This window comes from Corynebacterium pseudogenitalium (assembly GCF_024453815.1).
GTDB classification, from domain to species: domain Bacteria; phylum Actinomycetota; class Actinomycetes; order Mycobacteriales; family Mycobacteriaceae; genus Corynebacterium; species Corynebacterium pseudogenitalium.
Map to the genome: position 1 here is coordinate 583871 of NZ_CP072934.1, position 13216 is coordinate 597086.

The following is a 13216-nucleotide window of genomic DNA, read 5'->3' on the forward strand; positions in this document are numbered from 1 at the left end:
CGCAGAATTTCCAGAATTACAAAACGATAACAATTTCGTTGCTTGAAATGTTTATAGCACGGAAGTCGGACATTGAAAAGAGTGTGTCCACGCGGTTATCAGGTGGGAAGCAGGGAAGTTCGCAATGCGTGCCGTGCCGTGTAGATTGCAGGGTATATACAGCCCCCACCTGAAAGGAAACACTGATGAGCAGCTGGGACCAGAAGATTTTCTCCAACGACGACAACATTGATTTTCTCGACGAAATCGCGGATTTGGACGAAGAAGACATTCTGGAAGCTGTCCGTGACGCCGTCTTGCTAGCCGCTGACCAGGACAGCGCCTCAGATGAAGAACGCACCAACGGGCTCGCTGCGGCGACCATCACCGCGATCTGGGCCGGCGCGCCGTTTTCCGCCGGTGAGATCGCGGAGCGTTTCCCCTTCATCCGCGGCAACAGCGGTGAGCTCGACGAGCAGCTCATCGAGAGCGCAGCCGAGCTTCTTGAGGCTGTTGGCGATGAAGAGGACGAGGACGTCGAACAGTTCTTGGAAGCGCTCGCGTAAGAGGGCCGTTGGGAGGTCTGTGGCATGATCATCGCCATCGAAGGCATTGATGGGGCGGGGAAGAACACCATCGTGAAGCGCATTGTGGAGGAATACGGCGCGGACACGCTGTCCTTCCCACGCTACGAGGACTCGCTGCACGCGCAGCTGGCGCAGGACGCCTTGTACGGCAAGATGGGTGACCTGGTGGATTCCGCTTACGGGATGGCGACGATGTTCGCGCTCGACCGTTTTGGTGCCAAGGCGCAGCTTGAGCAGTACCAGGACACACAAGATCGGATCTTGTTGCTTGACCGCTACGTTGCCTCCAACGCCGCCTACACGGCGGCGCGCACCGGGGATGATGCCGCGGCGGAGTGGGTTGCTGAGCTCGAGTTCGGAAAGCTTGGGCTGCCGAAGCCCGACCTGCAGGTGCTCGTCGCTACCTCCCCGAGCGTTGCGCGGGAGCGCGCGCAGCGCAGAGAAGCTCAGGACGCGACGCGCACCCGCGACCACTACGAGCGCGACGGCGGGCTGCAGGACGCGACGTTTGCCCAGTACAACCGCCTCGCGGAGACTGACTGGGCGAGTCGGTGGATTTCCACGTCGGATGCCACGGCTATTATCCAAGCAATACAAAACGCGCGTTAAGAGGAGCTGCCAATGTCCATGTCGAAAATCCTGGTCGTTGACGACGACCCAGCTATCAACGAGATGCTCACCATCGTGCTGGAGGCCGAAGGCTTTGACTCCCGCCCCGTCACCGATGGCGCCGAAGCCGTCCAGGCCTTCCATGAGTACGAGCCCGACCTGATCCTGCTGGATCTTATGCTTCCGGGAATGAACGGCATCGACATTTGCAAGGCGATTCGCCGCGAATCCTCCGTACCGATCGTCATGCTCACCGCGAAGACGGACACCGTCGACGTGGTGCTCGGCCTCGAGTCCGGCGCGGACGACTACATCACGAAGCCCTTCAAACCGAAGGAGCTCGTCGCCCGCATTCGGGCGCGTCTGCGCCGGACGGATGAGGAGCCGGGTGACGTCATCGAGATCGCCGATTTAGTAATCGACGTCCCCCAGCACATGGTGACCCGCAACGGGGAAGAGATCGCGCTGACCCCGCTCGAGTTCGATCTCCTGTTGGAGATGGCGAAGAAGCCGAACCAGGTGCACTCCCGCGACGAGCTACTGGAATCGGTGTGGGGCTACCGCAACAACTCCGATACCCGCCTGGTCAACGTGCATGTGCAGCGCCTGCGCTCCAAGATTGAGCACGACCCGGAACACCCGGAGATCATCCAGACCGTGCGTGGTGTGGGCTACAAGTCCGTGAAGTAAGAGTGGGAGGTGGCGCTCCTGTTCGCCGTACTGAAACGTAGCAGGGACCGGATCGTAGAGGCGTGGCGCACTTCGCTGCAGGTGCGCTTCGTCGGCACAGTGCTGATCGTCTCCGCCGTGGTGATGATGGTGCTGGGGTTTGCGCTGGCGTCGGTAGTGAGCCAACGTATCGCTGCATCCAAGATTGAGGCGGCGAGCGCGGAGATAGACCGTGCGCGTGTGACCGTCGAGGAGCAGATTAATAACTCGGGGTCCGCGACCTCACTGCAGAGCCGCTTGAATTCGGCGCGCGCCGGGCTGACGCAGCGTGCGCAGCAAAACTCGGAGGCGTCTGCTGTGTATGAGCCTGTGCTGGTGGTAAAGAACCCGAACGGGGTTGTTACGTCCTCGCCGGAGTCGTACCAGATCCCTGACAAGCTGGAGGAATACGTCGCTGAGGGCAATATCGCCTACCAGTTTTCCTCGGTGCAGCGCGGCGACCACTCGTCGTACAATGCCCTGATTATTGGCACCCCGACGACTTCGGATGTGCCGCACCTGCAGCTCTACCTTGTGATGAACATGGACAATGAGGCCTCGACGCTTGCGCTGATGCGGGGCATCTTAGCGACGGCCACGGTGATCGTCAGCGTCCTGCTGGTGGGCATTGCGTGGCTGGCGTCGCAACAGATTGTTGCACCGGTGCGCTCGGCGTCGCGTACTGCGCGCCGGTTTGCTGAAGGCCACTTGCGTGAGCGCATGCCTGTCGACGGCGAGGACGAGATGGCGGTGCTGGCGCTGTCCTTCAACAACATGGCGGACAAGCTGTCGCAGCAGATTGATCACCTTGAGCGCTACGGCGACCTGCAGCGTCAGTTCACGTCCGACGTGTCCCACGAGCTGCGTACGCCGCTGACCACGGTGCGGATGGCGGCGGATATGATCGCCGCCGACGAGGACTCCCTGGAGCCTGGTACCCGCCGCGCTTCCCAGCTGATGACTCGCGAGCTGGACCGCTTCGAGGCCCTGCTCAATGACCTGTTGGAGATTTCCCGCCACGACGCCGGTGTCGCCGACTTGTCCGTCACCCAGATGGATATGAAGTCGCCGATCATGTCGGCGTGGCAGCAGACGCAGCACCTCGCGGACGAGCTCGGCGTGGAAGTTTCCTTCGATATGCCGGAGGAACCAGTGATGATGCTGGGCGAGTCCCGCCGGATCGAGCGCATCGTGCGTAACCTCATTGCGAACGCGATTGACCACTCGGAGGGCAGGCCGGTTACCGTGACACTGCGCGCCAACGAGAGTGCCGTCGCGGTGACGGTCAGGGACCACGGCATCGGGCTCAAGCCTGGGCAGGAGGAACTGGTGTTCAACCGTTTCTGGCGCGCCGACAAGTCCCGCAAGCGCCACTCTGGTGGCACCGGTCTTGGCCTGGCCATTGCCCGCGAGGACGCGCAGCTGCATCACGGCACGCTGGAAGCCGTCGGGGAAGAGGGCGTCGGTGCGCTGTTCCGTCTGGTCCTGCCGCTGGATCCGGAGGCAGGCTTTTCGACGTCCCCTCTGCCCCTCGAGCTGGAACCCGGGGCGGACGCGGACAGCGTCGAAGTGGACGTCGAAACGCAGGACGAGGAAAGGCAGCCAGATGAAGTGCATGAAGCGTAGGTACCTTGCTATAGCGATGAGCACGACGCTGCTCTTGGGCGGGTGCGCGACGCTGCCGTCGAATACTGACCCGCATGTGCTCCGGCCCTACCAGGAGGAAGCGCCGGAGTCGGAGATTATCGGCCCGATCAAGGACCGCGAGCCGGACCTTTTGCTGCGTGACTTCTACGCGGCCTCCGCGATCCCAACCGGCGACTACGAAGCGGCGCGCGCCTTCCTCACTGAGGCCGCGAAGCCCACGTGGAGCGCCAACGAGCAGACGCTCATCGTCGACCGGATCGGGTTGAATACGGTGTCCGGCAGCTCGGGGAGCAAGCGCAGTTTTGCGGTGCATGGCAACGTGGTCGGCGCGCTCGGCAGTGGTGGCGTGTTCACTCCGGAGCGCGGTACCTACGAGGCCACGCTGGAGCTCGAGCAGGTCGACGGCCAGTGGCGCATTTCCTCGTTGCCGCCCGGCGTGGTCATGGAGCGCACCGAGCTGCGCAACCAATACCAGCCTTACAACCTGTACTTCTTTGATCCGACCGGCAAGGAGCTGGTCACCGACCGGCGCTGGGTCTACGCGCCGCGCGATTTCCTACCCAGTACGCTGATCTCGCTGCTGCTCGAAGGGCCGGCTAGCCGCTTGCGCCCCGCGATCATGGGGACGCTGCCATCGACGGTGCGCTACACCGGTTTCGAGGGCGGTGTCTACCACTTTGCGGGCCTCGGCAATATGGACGAGGCCGCGCGCAGCCGTTTCGCCGCACAGGTGGTGTGGACGCTCGCCTCCGCAGGCGTGACCGGCCCGTTTTCGCTCCTCGCCGACGGCGAGCCGCTCATCACCGGCGCCCGCGAACTGACCACCGACGACTTCATCGACGTCAGCCCCGTCGTCGAGCAAGTCGGGGAGAGCACCCTGTACTCGCTTGCCGACGGCCACGTCTCCCAAATCACCGGCGGCGGCCCGCAGCCTGTTGCCGATGTGCTGGGCAACACGCACAGCGTGGTCACCGCCGACATTTCCGGTGAGGGGCAGTGGGCCGCGGTGTTCAACGTCGGCGACGGCCCCGAAGGCGCCGAGCTGCGCCTCGGGCAGCTCACCGGCGGTAGCGTGGACGTGGTGAAGGCGGAGACCTTCTCGCGCCCATCGTTCGAGCCAAACAGCAAGGCGGTGTGGACCGTTTCGGACGGCAAGCACATCCTGCGCTCCACGCAATCCTCGGCGACAGGGGAGGTCACCACCGAGGAAGTGCACGTTGATCTTCCCGAAGATGTCGACGGCAACATTTCCGTGCTGCGTCTTTCCCGATCGGGCTCGCGCGTCGTCATGGTGATTGACGGCCGCCTGTACACCGGCATCATCGAGCAGCGCGCCGCAGGCGCCGGCACCATCGTCAACGTTCTCGAGTACAGCTACGAGCTCGGTGGCAGTGTGGTCTCCGCGGACTGGCACCCCGACGGCTCGCTCATCGTTGGCACCTCGAACCCGGCGTCGCCCGTGATGCGTGTGGAGCAGGACGGATCTTCGACCACCGCGCTGTCGCTCGGGAACATCTCCGCGCCGGTGGTGGCCGTGGCGGCGTCGCCAAACATGCTGTACGCGACCGACGCAAACGCCATTTTGCAAATGCCCGTCAGTGGTGCTGACACCCCGATCTGGCGCGAGGTGCCTGGCCTCCAGGGTGTGCGCTCACTGCCGATCATCGCGAGGTAGGCGGCGTGGCGCTCGCAGAGGTTGGTGAACTCTTCCTACCGCGCCACTGCGCTGGGTGCGGGACCCCAGGCTCCGTGTTGTGCCCAGCCTGCCGCACTGAACTGTCGGCACTGCCGCGCCGGGTGTCGCCGCAGCACTTGCCGCACGTGCCGGTGTTCGCGCTCGGGCCGTACGGCGGCGCGCACCGTGGGGTAGTGCTCGCGATGAAGGAGCGTAGGAATTTGGCTGTGCGCAAGCATGTCGGGGCGGTGCTGGACGCGGCGCTGACCTTTCTTGAGGTTCGCGGTGAGATTCACCCGGACGCGCTGCTGGTCCCTGCGCCGACGCGCGCGGTCTCGGCAAGGGAGCGCGGCGGGGACCCGGTGAGCGTGATCTGTAAGCGTTCGGGGCGCAAGGTGGTGGACGTGTTGGAGCTCGCGGAATCAACGACTGACCAGTCGGAGTTGGACGCGGCGCACCGCCGGTCCAACTTGGCCGGCGCGGTGCGGATGCGCCGCGGGTGGGAGGCGCTGCACACGGGCACGGGCGCTGGCCCCGTCATTGTTGTTGACGATGTCGTGACCACCGGCGCCACGCTTCAGACCAGCGTGGAAGTGCTGCTCGCGCACGGGTTTGACGTGGTCAGCTGCATTGCCGTGTGCGCCGCCTAGCCGCGCAGCACGCATGGTGTTCGCTGGTAGCAAACTGGCAGGGAGTTTTACACAGATACGTAGCCATTGGTTATTACCAGTTGTATAGTGGTGATAGACCCAGTTCCAACAACGCTAGGGAGGAAGCAGATGACTTCTGCAGAGCACACCGACGGATTCGCACCAGCAGCCCAGGTTACGATTACTGGCCGTAACGTCGAGGTCCCAGAGCATTTCCAAGAGCGCGTCAACGCCAAGCTCGCCAAGATTGAGAAGCTTGATCCAACGTTGACGTTCTTCCATGTTGAGCTGCAGCACGAGCCGAACCCTCGTCGTGAGGCACAGGCACAGCGCGTGCAGATTACTGCGACCGGCAAGGGCCACCTGGCACGTGCGGAAGCCAAGGAAGACAGCTTCTACGCAGCGCTTGAATCCGCGCTGGGTAAGCTGGAGCGTTCCTTGCGTAAGGTGAAGGTCCGCCGCGAGATTGCTCGTTCCGGCCACCGTGCACCGAAGTCCACCGGCGAAATCGCAGCTGAGCTTGCGCACGAGGCAGAGGATGCTCGCGCAAAGCAGGCGGAGGGCCAGTATGACACTGACCCGTACGCGGGCACCTTTGAGGATGCGCCGCTCGGCCAGGTTGTGCGTCGCAAGCTGCACCCGGATACCCCGATCAGCGTCGATGAGGCGCTCTCCGAGATGGAGCTGGTTGGCCACGACTTCTACCTCTTCATCGATGAAGAGTCGAAGCGTCCAGCAGTGGTCTACCGCCGCCACGCATACGACTACGGTCTGATCACCCTGGCTCCAGAAGATGAAGTCAAGGCAAACGACGAGAAGTAGCGTCGCCACTATATGATTCGTCGCCTGCTTGTGTAAGCAAAAAGCTTGTACGGGCGGGCGGCGTTTTCACATTCTTTTCTTATTGATTCCACCAGTTGTGATTGCCTGTTTTCGTTGACGCGTGCGTACAATGGCCGATTGGTACATAAAAGCAGCGCGTAGAGCTGGCGTGATCGCTTTGTTTTTCTAACTTTTGAAGGATTCTAGAAACGTGTTTGGACTGTCGAAACTGCTGCGTGCGGGTGAAGGGCGTATGGTAAAACGCCTCTCGAAGATCGCTGATCAAGTCATGGATCTCGATGAGGAGTACGCGGCACTCACAGATGACGAGTTGAAGGCCAAAACGGAAGAGTTTAAGCAAAAGATTGCCGACGGCGCTTCGCTCGACGACATTTTGCTCGATGCGTTCGCGACAGCCCGCGAGGCATCCTGGCGCGTGCTGGGGCAGAAGCACTACAAGGTGCAGATCATGGGCGGTGCCGCGCTGCACTTCGGTTCCGTCGCCGAGATGAAAACTGGTGAAGGTAAGACCCTGACCTCGGTGCTGCCTGCCTACCTCAATGGTTTGAGCGGCAAGGGCGTGCACATTGTTACCGTCAACGACTACTTGGCAAAGCGTGACGCCGAGATGATGGGTCGTGTCCACCACTTCCTGGGGCTCGACGTTGGTGTGATCCTGTCCGACATGCGCCCGCAGGAGCGCAAGAAGGCGTACGACGCGGCGATTACGTACGGCACCAACAACGAACTCGGCTTCGACTACCTGCGTGACAACATGACCCGTTCGGTCAACGACATGGTGCAGCGCGGCCACAACTTCGCCATCGTGGACGAGGTTGACTCGATTCTTATCGACGAAGCCCGTACTCCGCTGATTATTTCCGGCCCGGTTGATGGCTCCAGCCAGTTCTACACCGTGTTCGCGCAGCTCGCACCGCGTATGCGCGAGGGCATCCACTACGAGGTGGACCACCGTAAGCGCACCATTGGTATCTCCGAGGAAGGCGTGGAGTTCGTCGAGGACCAGCTGGGCATTGACAACCTGTACGCGCCTGAGCACTCGCAGCTGGTGAGCTACCTGAATAACGCTATTAAGGCGAAGGAGCTCTTCGAGCGCGATAAGGACTACATCATCCGCCAGGGTGAGGTCATGATCGTCGATAGCTTCACGGGCCGCGTGCTGGCGGGCCGTCGCTACAACGAGGGTATGCACCAGGCGATCGAGGCGAAGGAAAACGTCGAGATCAAGAACGAGAACCAGACGCTGGCGACGGTGACGCTGCAGAACTACTTCCGTCTCTACGACAAGCTGGCTGGCATGACCGGTACCGCTGAGACTGAGGCGGCGGAGCTGCACCAGATCTACAAGATGGACGTTGTGCAGATTCCACCGAACCGCCCGAACCAGCGTGTGGACCGCGACGACCTGATCTACAAGACGCAGGAAGCGAAGTTCGCCGCTGTTGCGGAGGATATTGCGGAGCACGTCGAGAAGGGCCAGCCGGTGCTGGTCGGTACCACCTCGGTGGAGCGCTCGGAGTACCTCTCGCAGCTGCTGACGCGTAAGGGCATTAAGCACAACGTGCTCAACGCGAAGCACCACGAGGAAGAAGGCCGCATTATTGCGGAGGCTGGTCTGCCGGCGAAGGTGACGGTCTCTACGAACATGGCTGGTCGCGGTACGGATATCGTGCTGGGTGGCAACCCGGAAATTCTGTTGGACGCGAAGCTGCAGGAGCAGGGCCTCGACCCGTTCGAGGACGAGGAGCGCTACCAGGAGGCGTGGAACGAGCAGCTGCCGAAGGCGAAGGAGCGCTCGAAGCAGCTCGGCGACGAGGTGCGTGAGGCCGGTGGCCTGTACGTTATCGGTACGGAGCGCCACGAGTCTCGTCGCATTGATAACCAGCTGCGTGGCCGTTCTGGCCGTCAGGGTGACCCGGGTGAGACCCGTTTCTACCTGTCGATGCGCGACGAGCTCATGGTCCGCTTCGTTGGCCAGTCGATGGAAAACATGATGAACCGCCTCAACGTTCCGGACGATGTTCCGATTGAGGCGAAGATGGTGTCGAATGCGATTAAGGGCGCGCAGTCGCAGGTTGAGAACCAGAACTTCGAGATGCGTAAGAACGTCCTGAAGTACGACGAGGTGCTCAACGAGCAGCGCAAGGTGGTCTACGGTGAGCGCCAGGAGATCTTGGCGTCGAAGGACATCAAGGATCAGGTCCGCCGCATGATCAGCTCGACTGTCGGCGCGTACGTGGATGGCGCGACGATGGAGGGCTACGTCGAGGACTGGGACCTGCAGGAACTCTGGCACGCACTCGAGTCCCTGTACGGCCCGTCGAAGACGGCACAGGAGCTTATCGACGGCGACGAGTACGGCAAGCCGGGCGAGCTCACCGCTGAGCAGCTTCGCGAGGCACTCATCGACGACGCCCAGGCGCAGTACGATCAGCTCGAGGCGAACGTTGCCGAGATCGGCGGCGAGGAGCAGATGCGCAACGTGGAGCGTATGGTGATCCTGCCGATCATCGATACGAAGTGGCGTGAGCACCTCTACGAGATGGATTACCTCAAGGAGGGCATCGGCCTGCGTGCGATGGCGCAGCGCGACCCGCTGGTTGAGTACCAGAAGGAGGGTGGCGACATGTTCAACGCGATGAATGAGGCCATCCAGGAGGAGACGGTGCGTCAACTCTTCATGATGCGCAAGCAGTTCGAGTCGGCAGAAGACGAGACGGCGCAGGCCTAACCTCGTCCTGCACGCCCCGGCCGGTTGGTGTTCCTTAGAGAATCTTGAAGGACACCAGTCGGCCGTTGTCCATTTTTGCCACGAACCCGAAGCGCTTTTGCCCTGTAGCGACGGTGCCGAAGAACTCGCCGCCGTCGCGGGCGTGGCAGGTGACGATGCGCGGCGGGCCCGCGTGTTGTTGCTGGAAGCGACGGTAGGCGCGGACGTTGGTGCGGGCGGCCGTGGAAAAGCGGTCGGCGCGCAGTGCACGGAGGTTTGTGGCTCCGAAGCTTGCTGCGAGCGCTGTGCGCACGAGCGGGGCGACGTTGGATCCGGTGCGGCGAGGGTCGCTGGGTGAGTACCGTGCTTGGCGGCGGCGCGTTTCCGCTGCGCGTCCGGAGCGCTTCGGGGAGGGAACGAGCAGTTGAACGTGCTGGTGGCCAGGGGCGGGGTAGTAGGTCACGGCGGGGTCCTTTCGTATCGTTGTGCACGGTGCGGGGTGCTGGTAGGTAGTATTGTGCACGTTCGCGCCGTGAGGGCGCTAGGAGAATTTGCGCACTTTGGTGTGCACTGCAGAAGAACCGAAAACGAAGTACAGGAATTGAGGCGTCCAAATGCAGGGACTCATTATTGACTACGCAGGTGTGTTGGACCAGGACCCGGAGGACCAGCGCCGCTGGCAGCAGCTGATTGAGGCTGTGAAGGAGAAAGACAAGGCCGTAGGCATTTTGTCCAACGAGGAATCCGAGGGCCAAATGGCGGACGCGGTGCGGGACTGGGAGTTCCGCGGTGTCGTGGATGCGGTGGTGCTCTCCGGCGACATTGGTGCGGAGAAGCCGTCCCCGGCAGCATTCCAGGCCGCGGCGGATGCGCTGGATATTCCGCTCAATGACTGCGTCATGATCGACGACGACATCATGAACGTCCGCTCGGCCGTCGAGTGCGGCATGATCGCGATTTTGCACACGGCGTTTGACCGCACCGCGGTAGAGATCCAGACGCTGTTCAATATCGAGGGAGAGTTTTAATGCGTGTCTACATCCCCGCGACGTTCTCCATGGTAGAGGGACTCGCCGCAGACAAGGTGCTGCACCCGCGCAACGGGTGGGGCTTCGCCGCGACGACGGCGCTGCGCGAGTTCTTCACCTCCGGCGATGAGGAGGAGATCGAAGCAGTAGCGTTTGACGACGCCGCGCTGGCCTCCATCCGTCTGCTGGCGATTGGTGACCAGGATCGGTTCCCGCACCGCCGCGTGGTGATCTCCGCGGACGTGGACGCCGAGGAAGCCGATGACATGGGGGACTCCGTCGTGCGGGTGTCTGGGCCGGTGGCGCTGGAGGACGTTGCGGCGATCCATATCGACCTGGCGGAGGCAGAAGCGGCGACGGCGAAGGCCATCGAACACATCGACGCCGCAGACCTCGGGGACGAGGACGCGGAGCTGGCCGTCGGGGACGCGCAGGACAATTACCTGGCGTTTTACGACGTCAGCGAGTTACCGTTCCTCGTCGAGCTGCTTTAGATCCCACTCGTTGTTGGAGCGCAGCGCGCTGAGTAGGCGTCGCACGGCGGCGACGCGGCGCGACAGCGCCCCTCCCTCGAAGGCGTCCCAGGCGCACTCCGGGTCCGTGGGCGGGCCGGCGTGCGTGCAGCCGCGCGGGCAATCCTGGGCTGCCTCGGCGAGCTCGGGGAAGACGTCGATTACTTGGTCGGGGGAGACGTGCGCCAGGCCGAACGAGCGGATGCCCGGTGTGTCGATGATCCAGCCGCCGCCCGGAAGATCGAGCGCCACGGACTGCGTTGAGGTGTGGCGGCCTTTGCCCACGCCGGAGACGTCGCCGGTTTCGCGTTGCGCGTCCGGGACGAGGCGGTTGACCAGTGTCGACTTGCCCACGCCGGAGTGGCCGACGCAGGCCGATACGTGGTCGTTGAGGCGTTGTGTGAGTTGGTCGAGGGGGTCGTCGATACCTACGGTGAGGACTTCGACGTTGAGGTCCTTGATTTCTGCGATGAACTCGTCGGGGCGCGCGAGGTCCGTTTTTGTCATGCAGACAATGGGGCGCACCCCGCCGACGAATGCGGCGATGAGCGCGCGCTCCACAAGCCCGGTGCGTGGCGGCGGGTCGGCGGCGGCGACCACGATGAGCAACAGCTCCGCGTTGGCGACGACGACACGCTCGAAGGGGTCGGTGTCGTCCGCGGTGCGGCGCAGGACCGAGGTGCGGTCGGCGCGCAGCACGATGCGGGCGAGCGTGTCCTTGCGCCCGCTGGTATCACCCACGACGCTGACTCGGTCGCCGACCTCGATGCTGGTGCGCTTCAGGTGGCGCGCTCGCATGCAGGCAACCAGCGTGCCGTTATCCAGCATGACACCCCAGCGCCCCCTATCCTTCGTGACCACCATCCCGGTGAGCGCGTCCTCGTAGGAGGGGCGGTCCTTGGTGCGGGGGCGCGAGCCGCGGCCGGGCCGGACGCGGACGTCGGATTCGTCGTAATCGCTGAACTTGCGGCGTGCCATGGGGTTCTTTCTATGCTTCTTCGTGCTGGAGTGCGGTGTGCCACATCGTGGGGAAGTCGGGCAGGGTCTTTGCCGTCGTTGCGATGTTTTCCACCTGCACACCCGGGGTGGTCAGGCCGATGATGGCGCCGGCGGTGGCCATGCGGTGGTCGTCGTAGGAGTGCCACGTGCCGCCGTGGAGGGGCTGTGGGTGGATACGGAGGCCGTCGTCAAGCTCTTTGCAAGCGCCGCCAAGCCTGTTGATTTCGGTGGTGAGCGCCGCCAGCCGGTCCGTTTCATGCCCGCGCAGGTGCGCGATGCCGGTCAGCTCCGATGGGGTCGCCGCCTGCGTGGCCAGCGCCGCGACGGTCGGGGTGAGCTCGCCGATGTCTTCCATGTCCAAGCTGATGCCCTGCAGGGTGCCCGGGGTCGGGCCCTGCACGCGCAGTGAGTTGCCGGATAGTTCGACCTCGCAGCCCATTTGTGCCAGGATGTCGCGGATTACGTCGCCCGCCTGCGTCGTCTGCGTTGGCCAGTGCTCGATGCGCACTTCGCCACCGGTGATGGCCGCGGCGGCCAAAAACGGCGTCGCGTTCGACAGGTCCGGCTCAATCTCCCAGCGCCTCCCGCGGATCTCCTGCGGGGCAACGTGCCAGGTCGCGTCCTCGCACTGCGTCTCGACGCCGGCTTCGCGCAGCATTGCCACCGTCATATCAATATGCGGCATGGACGGCAGCGAGTCGCCCGTGTGGGTGATGGTGACGCCTTGCTCGAAGCGCGCCGCGGCAAGCAGCAGTCCGGAGACGAACTGGGAAGACCCGGAGGCGTCAATGCTGACGTCCCCGCCTGCGACAGTGCCGGTGCCGTGGACAGTGAAGGGGAGGCGCTCCCCGTCGATATCGGCGCCGAGCTGGCGCAGCGCATCCAGGATGGTGCCCATCGGCCGGGTGCGAGCGTGCGGGTCGCCGTCGAAGCGGGTGGTGCCGTGCGCGAACGCCGCCACTGGTGGCACGAAGCGCATCACGGTGCCTGCCAGGCCGCAGTTGATGTCGCCGCCGCGCAGCGGTGCTGGCTGGACGTGGACGGTGTCGCCGTCGTGGGTGAACTGTACGCCGAGGGCAGCCAGGGCCGCCTCCATGAGGTCGGTGTCGCGGGAGCGCAGCGCCCCGACCAGCGTCGACGGGCCAGAGGCCAGCGCCGCGAGAACATAGGCGCGGTTCGTCATCGATTTCGACCCCGGCAGCGCGAGTGTGGCGCGGACGGGGTCGGCAATGGAGGGGGCTGGCCACAAGTCAGTCATGACGTACATCA

13 protein-coding genes are annotated in these 13216 nt (G+C 63.5%); 10 read left to right on the forward strand and 3 right to left on the reverse strand.

Annotated features, from left to right (window positions below):
• The first annotated feature begins 185 nt into the window (after window positions 1–185).
• From KBP54_RS02780 to secA, 8 genes are all read left to right on the forward strand, one after another.
• A complete protein-coding gene (locus tag KBP54_RS02780; RefSeq protein WP_070362950.1) occupies window positions 186–545 on the forward strand; it encodes a DUF4259 domain-containing protein in 360 nt (119 codons plus the stop codon).
• A 24-nt stretch (window positions 546–569) separates the two neighbouring features.
• Window positions 570–1175 carry a dTMP kinase gene (locus tag KBP54_RS02785; RefSeq protein WP_070362949.1) on the forward strand — a complete coding sequence of 202 codons (606 nt, stop codon included), beginning with the start codon at window positions 570–572 and terminating at the stop codon, window positions 1173–1175.
• A gap of 18 nt (window positions 1176–1193) precedes the next feature.
• Window positions 1194–1865 (forward strand): MtrAB system response regulator MtrA, encoded by a 672-nt coding sequence (gene mtrA / locus KBP54_RS02790; protein WP_070477811.1) that lies wholly within the window; start codon window positions 1194–1196, stop codon window positions 1863–1865.
• Window positions 1866–1874: 9 nt separating this feature from the next.
• Window positions 1875–3509: an MtrAB system histidine kinase MtrB gene (gene mtrB, locus KBP54_RS02795; protein ID WP_270049410.1), complete on the forward strand. Its 1635-nt coding sequence runs from the start codon at window positions 1875–1877 to the stop codon at window positions 3507–3509.
• Window positions 3499–5205, forward strand: a complete 1707-nt coding sequence (gene lpqB / locus KBP54_RS02800) for an MtrAB system accessory lipoprotein LpqB (RefSeq protein WP_256006218.1) — start codon at window positions 3499–3501, stop codon at window positions 5203–5205. The genes mtrB and lpqB overlap by 11 nt, the downstream gene beginning before the upstream one ends.
• 5 nt (window positions 5206–5210) lie before the next feature.
• Entirely contained in the window at window positions 5211–5855 is a 645-nt protein-coding gene (locus KBP54_RS02805) for a ComF family protein (RefSeq protein ID WP_070362947.1), read from the forward strand.
• Window positions 5856–5984: 129 nt separating this feature from the next.
• On the forward strand, window positions 5985–6677 hold the full coding sequence (gene hpf, locus KBP54_RS02810; protein ID WP_070362946.1) for a ribosome hibernation-promoting factor, HPF/YfiA family: 693 nt from the start codon (window positions 5985–5987) through the stop codon (window positions 6675–6677).
• Between the two features lie 211 nt (window positions 6678–6888).
• Window positions 6889–9429, forward strand: coding sequence for a preprotein translocase subunit SecA (gene secA, locus KBP54_RS02815; RefSeq protein ID WP_256000589.1), 2541 nt, complete (start codon window positions 6889–6891; stop codon window positions 9427–9429).
• Between the two features lie 34 nt (window positions 9430–9463).
• Here secA and KBP54_RS02820 read toward each other — a convergent pair whose 3' ends face one another.
• A complete protein-coding gene (locus KBP54_RS02820) occupies window positions 9464–9871 on the reverse strand; it encodes a hypothetical protein (protein WP_071572687.1) in 408 nt (135 codons plus the stop codon).
• Window positions 9872–10022: 151 nt separating this feature from the next.
• On the opposite strand from KBP54_RS02820, the gene KBP54_RS02825 reads away from it, so the two are divergent.
• Window positions 10023–10436 (forward strand): HAD family hydrolase, encoded by a 414-nt coding sequence (locus KBP54_RS02825; protein ID WP_070975921.1) that lies wholly within the window; start codon window positions 10023–10025, stop codon window positions 10434–10436.
• Window positions 10436–10930 carry a DUF6912 family protein gene (locus KBP54_RS02830; RefSeq protein WP_070362942.1) on the forward strand — a complete coding sequence of 165 codons (495 nt, stop codon included), beginning with the start codon at window positions 10436–10438 and terminating at the stop codon, window positions 10928–10930. The genes KBP54_RS02825 and KBP54_RS02830 overlap by 1 nt, the downstream gene beginning before the upstream one ends.
• On the opposite strand, the gene rsgA is transcribed toward KBP54_RS02830, so the two are convergent.
• Together rsgA and aroA are read right to left on the reverse strand one after the other, a co-directional pair.
• Window positions 10904–11926, reverse strand: a complete 1023-nt coding sequence (gene rsgA, locus KBP54_RS02835) for a ribosome small subunit-dependent GTPase A (protein ID WP_256006220.1) — start codon at window positions 11924–11926, stop codon at window positions 10904–10906. The genes KBP54_RS02830 and rsgA overlap by 27 nt on opposite strands.
• Before the next feature lie 10 nt (window positions 11927–11936).
• Complete coding sequence (gene aroA / locus KBP54_RS02840) at window positions 11937–13205, reverse strand: 3-phosphoshikimate 1-carboxyvinyltransferase (protein ID WP_256006222.1); 1269 nt, start codon at window positions 13203–13205, stop codon at window positions 11937–11939.
• Window positions 13206–13216: the final 11 nt, after the last annotated feature.

What these genes read in the sequence shown, in the direction of transcription:
- KBP54_RS02780 (WP_070362950.1), top strand. Translation starts at nt 186, where the DNA reads ATGAGCAGCTGGGACCAGAAGATTTTCTCCAACGACGACAACATTGAT.
- KBP54_RS02785 (WP_070362949.1), top strand. Translation starts at nt 570, where the DNA reads ATGATCATCGCCATCGAAGGCATTGATGGGGCGGGGAAGAACACCATC.
- mtrA (WP_070477811.1), top strand. Translation starts at nt 1,194, where the DNA reads ATGTCGAAAATCCTGGTCGTTGACGACGACCCAGCTATCAACGAGATG.
- lpqB (WP_256006218.1), top strand. Translation starts at nt 3,499, where the DNA reads ATGAAGCGTAGGTACCTTGCTATAGCGATGAGCACGACGCTGCTCTTG.
- hpf (WP_070362946.1), top strand. Translation starts at nt 5,985, where the DNA reads ATGACTTCTGCAGAGCACACCGACGGATTCGCACCAGCAGCCCAGGTT.
- KBP54_RS02825 (WP_070975921.1), top strand. Translation starts at nt 10,023, where the DNA reads ATGCAGGGACTCATTATTGACTACGCAGGTGTGTTGGACCAGGACCCG.
- KBP54_RS02830 (WP_070362942.1), top strand. Translation starts at nt 10,436, where the DNA reads ATGCGTGTCTACATCCCCGCGACGTTCTCCATGGTAGAGGGACTCGCC.
- rsgA (WP_256006220.1), bottom strand. Translation starts at nt 11,926, where the DNA reads ATGGCACGCCGCAAGTTCAGCGATTACGACGAATCCGACGTCCGCGTC.
- aroA (WP_256006222.1), bottom strand. Translation starts at nt 13,205, where the DNA reads ATGACTGACTTGTGGCCAGCCCCCTCCATTGCCGACCCCGTCCGCGCC.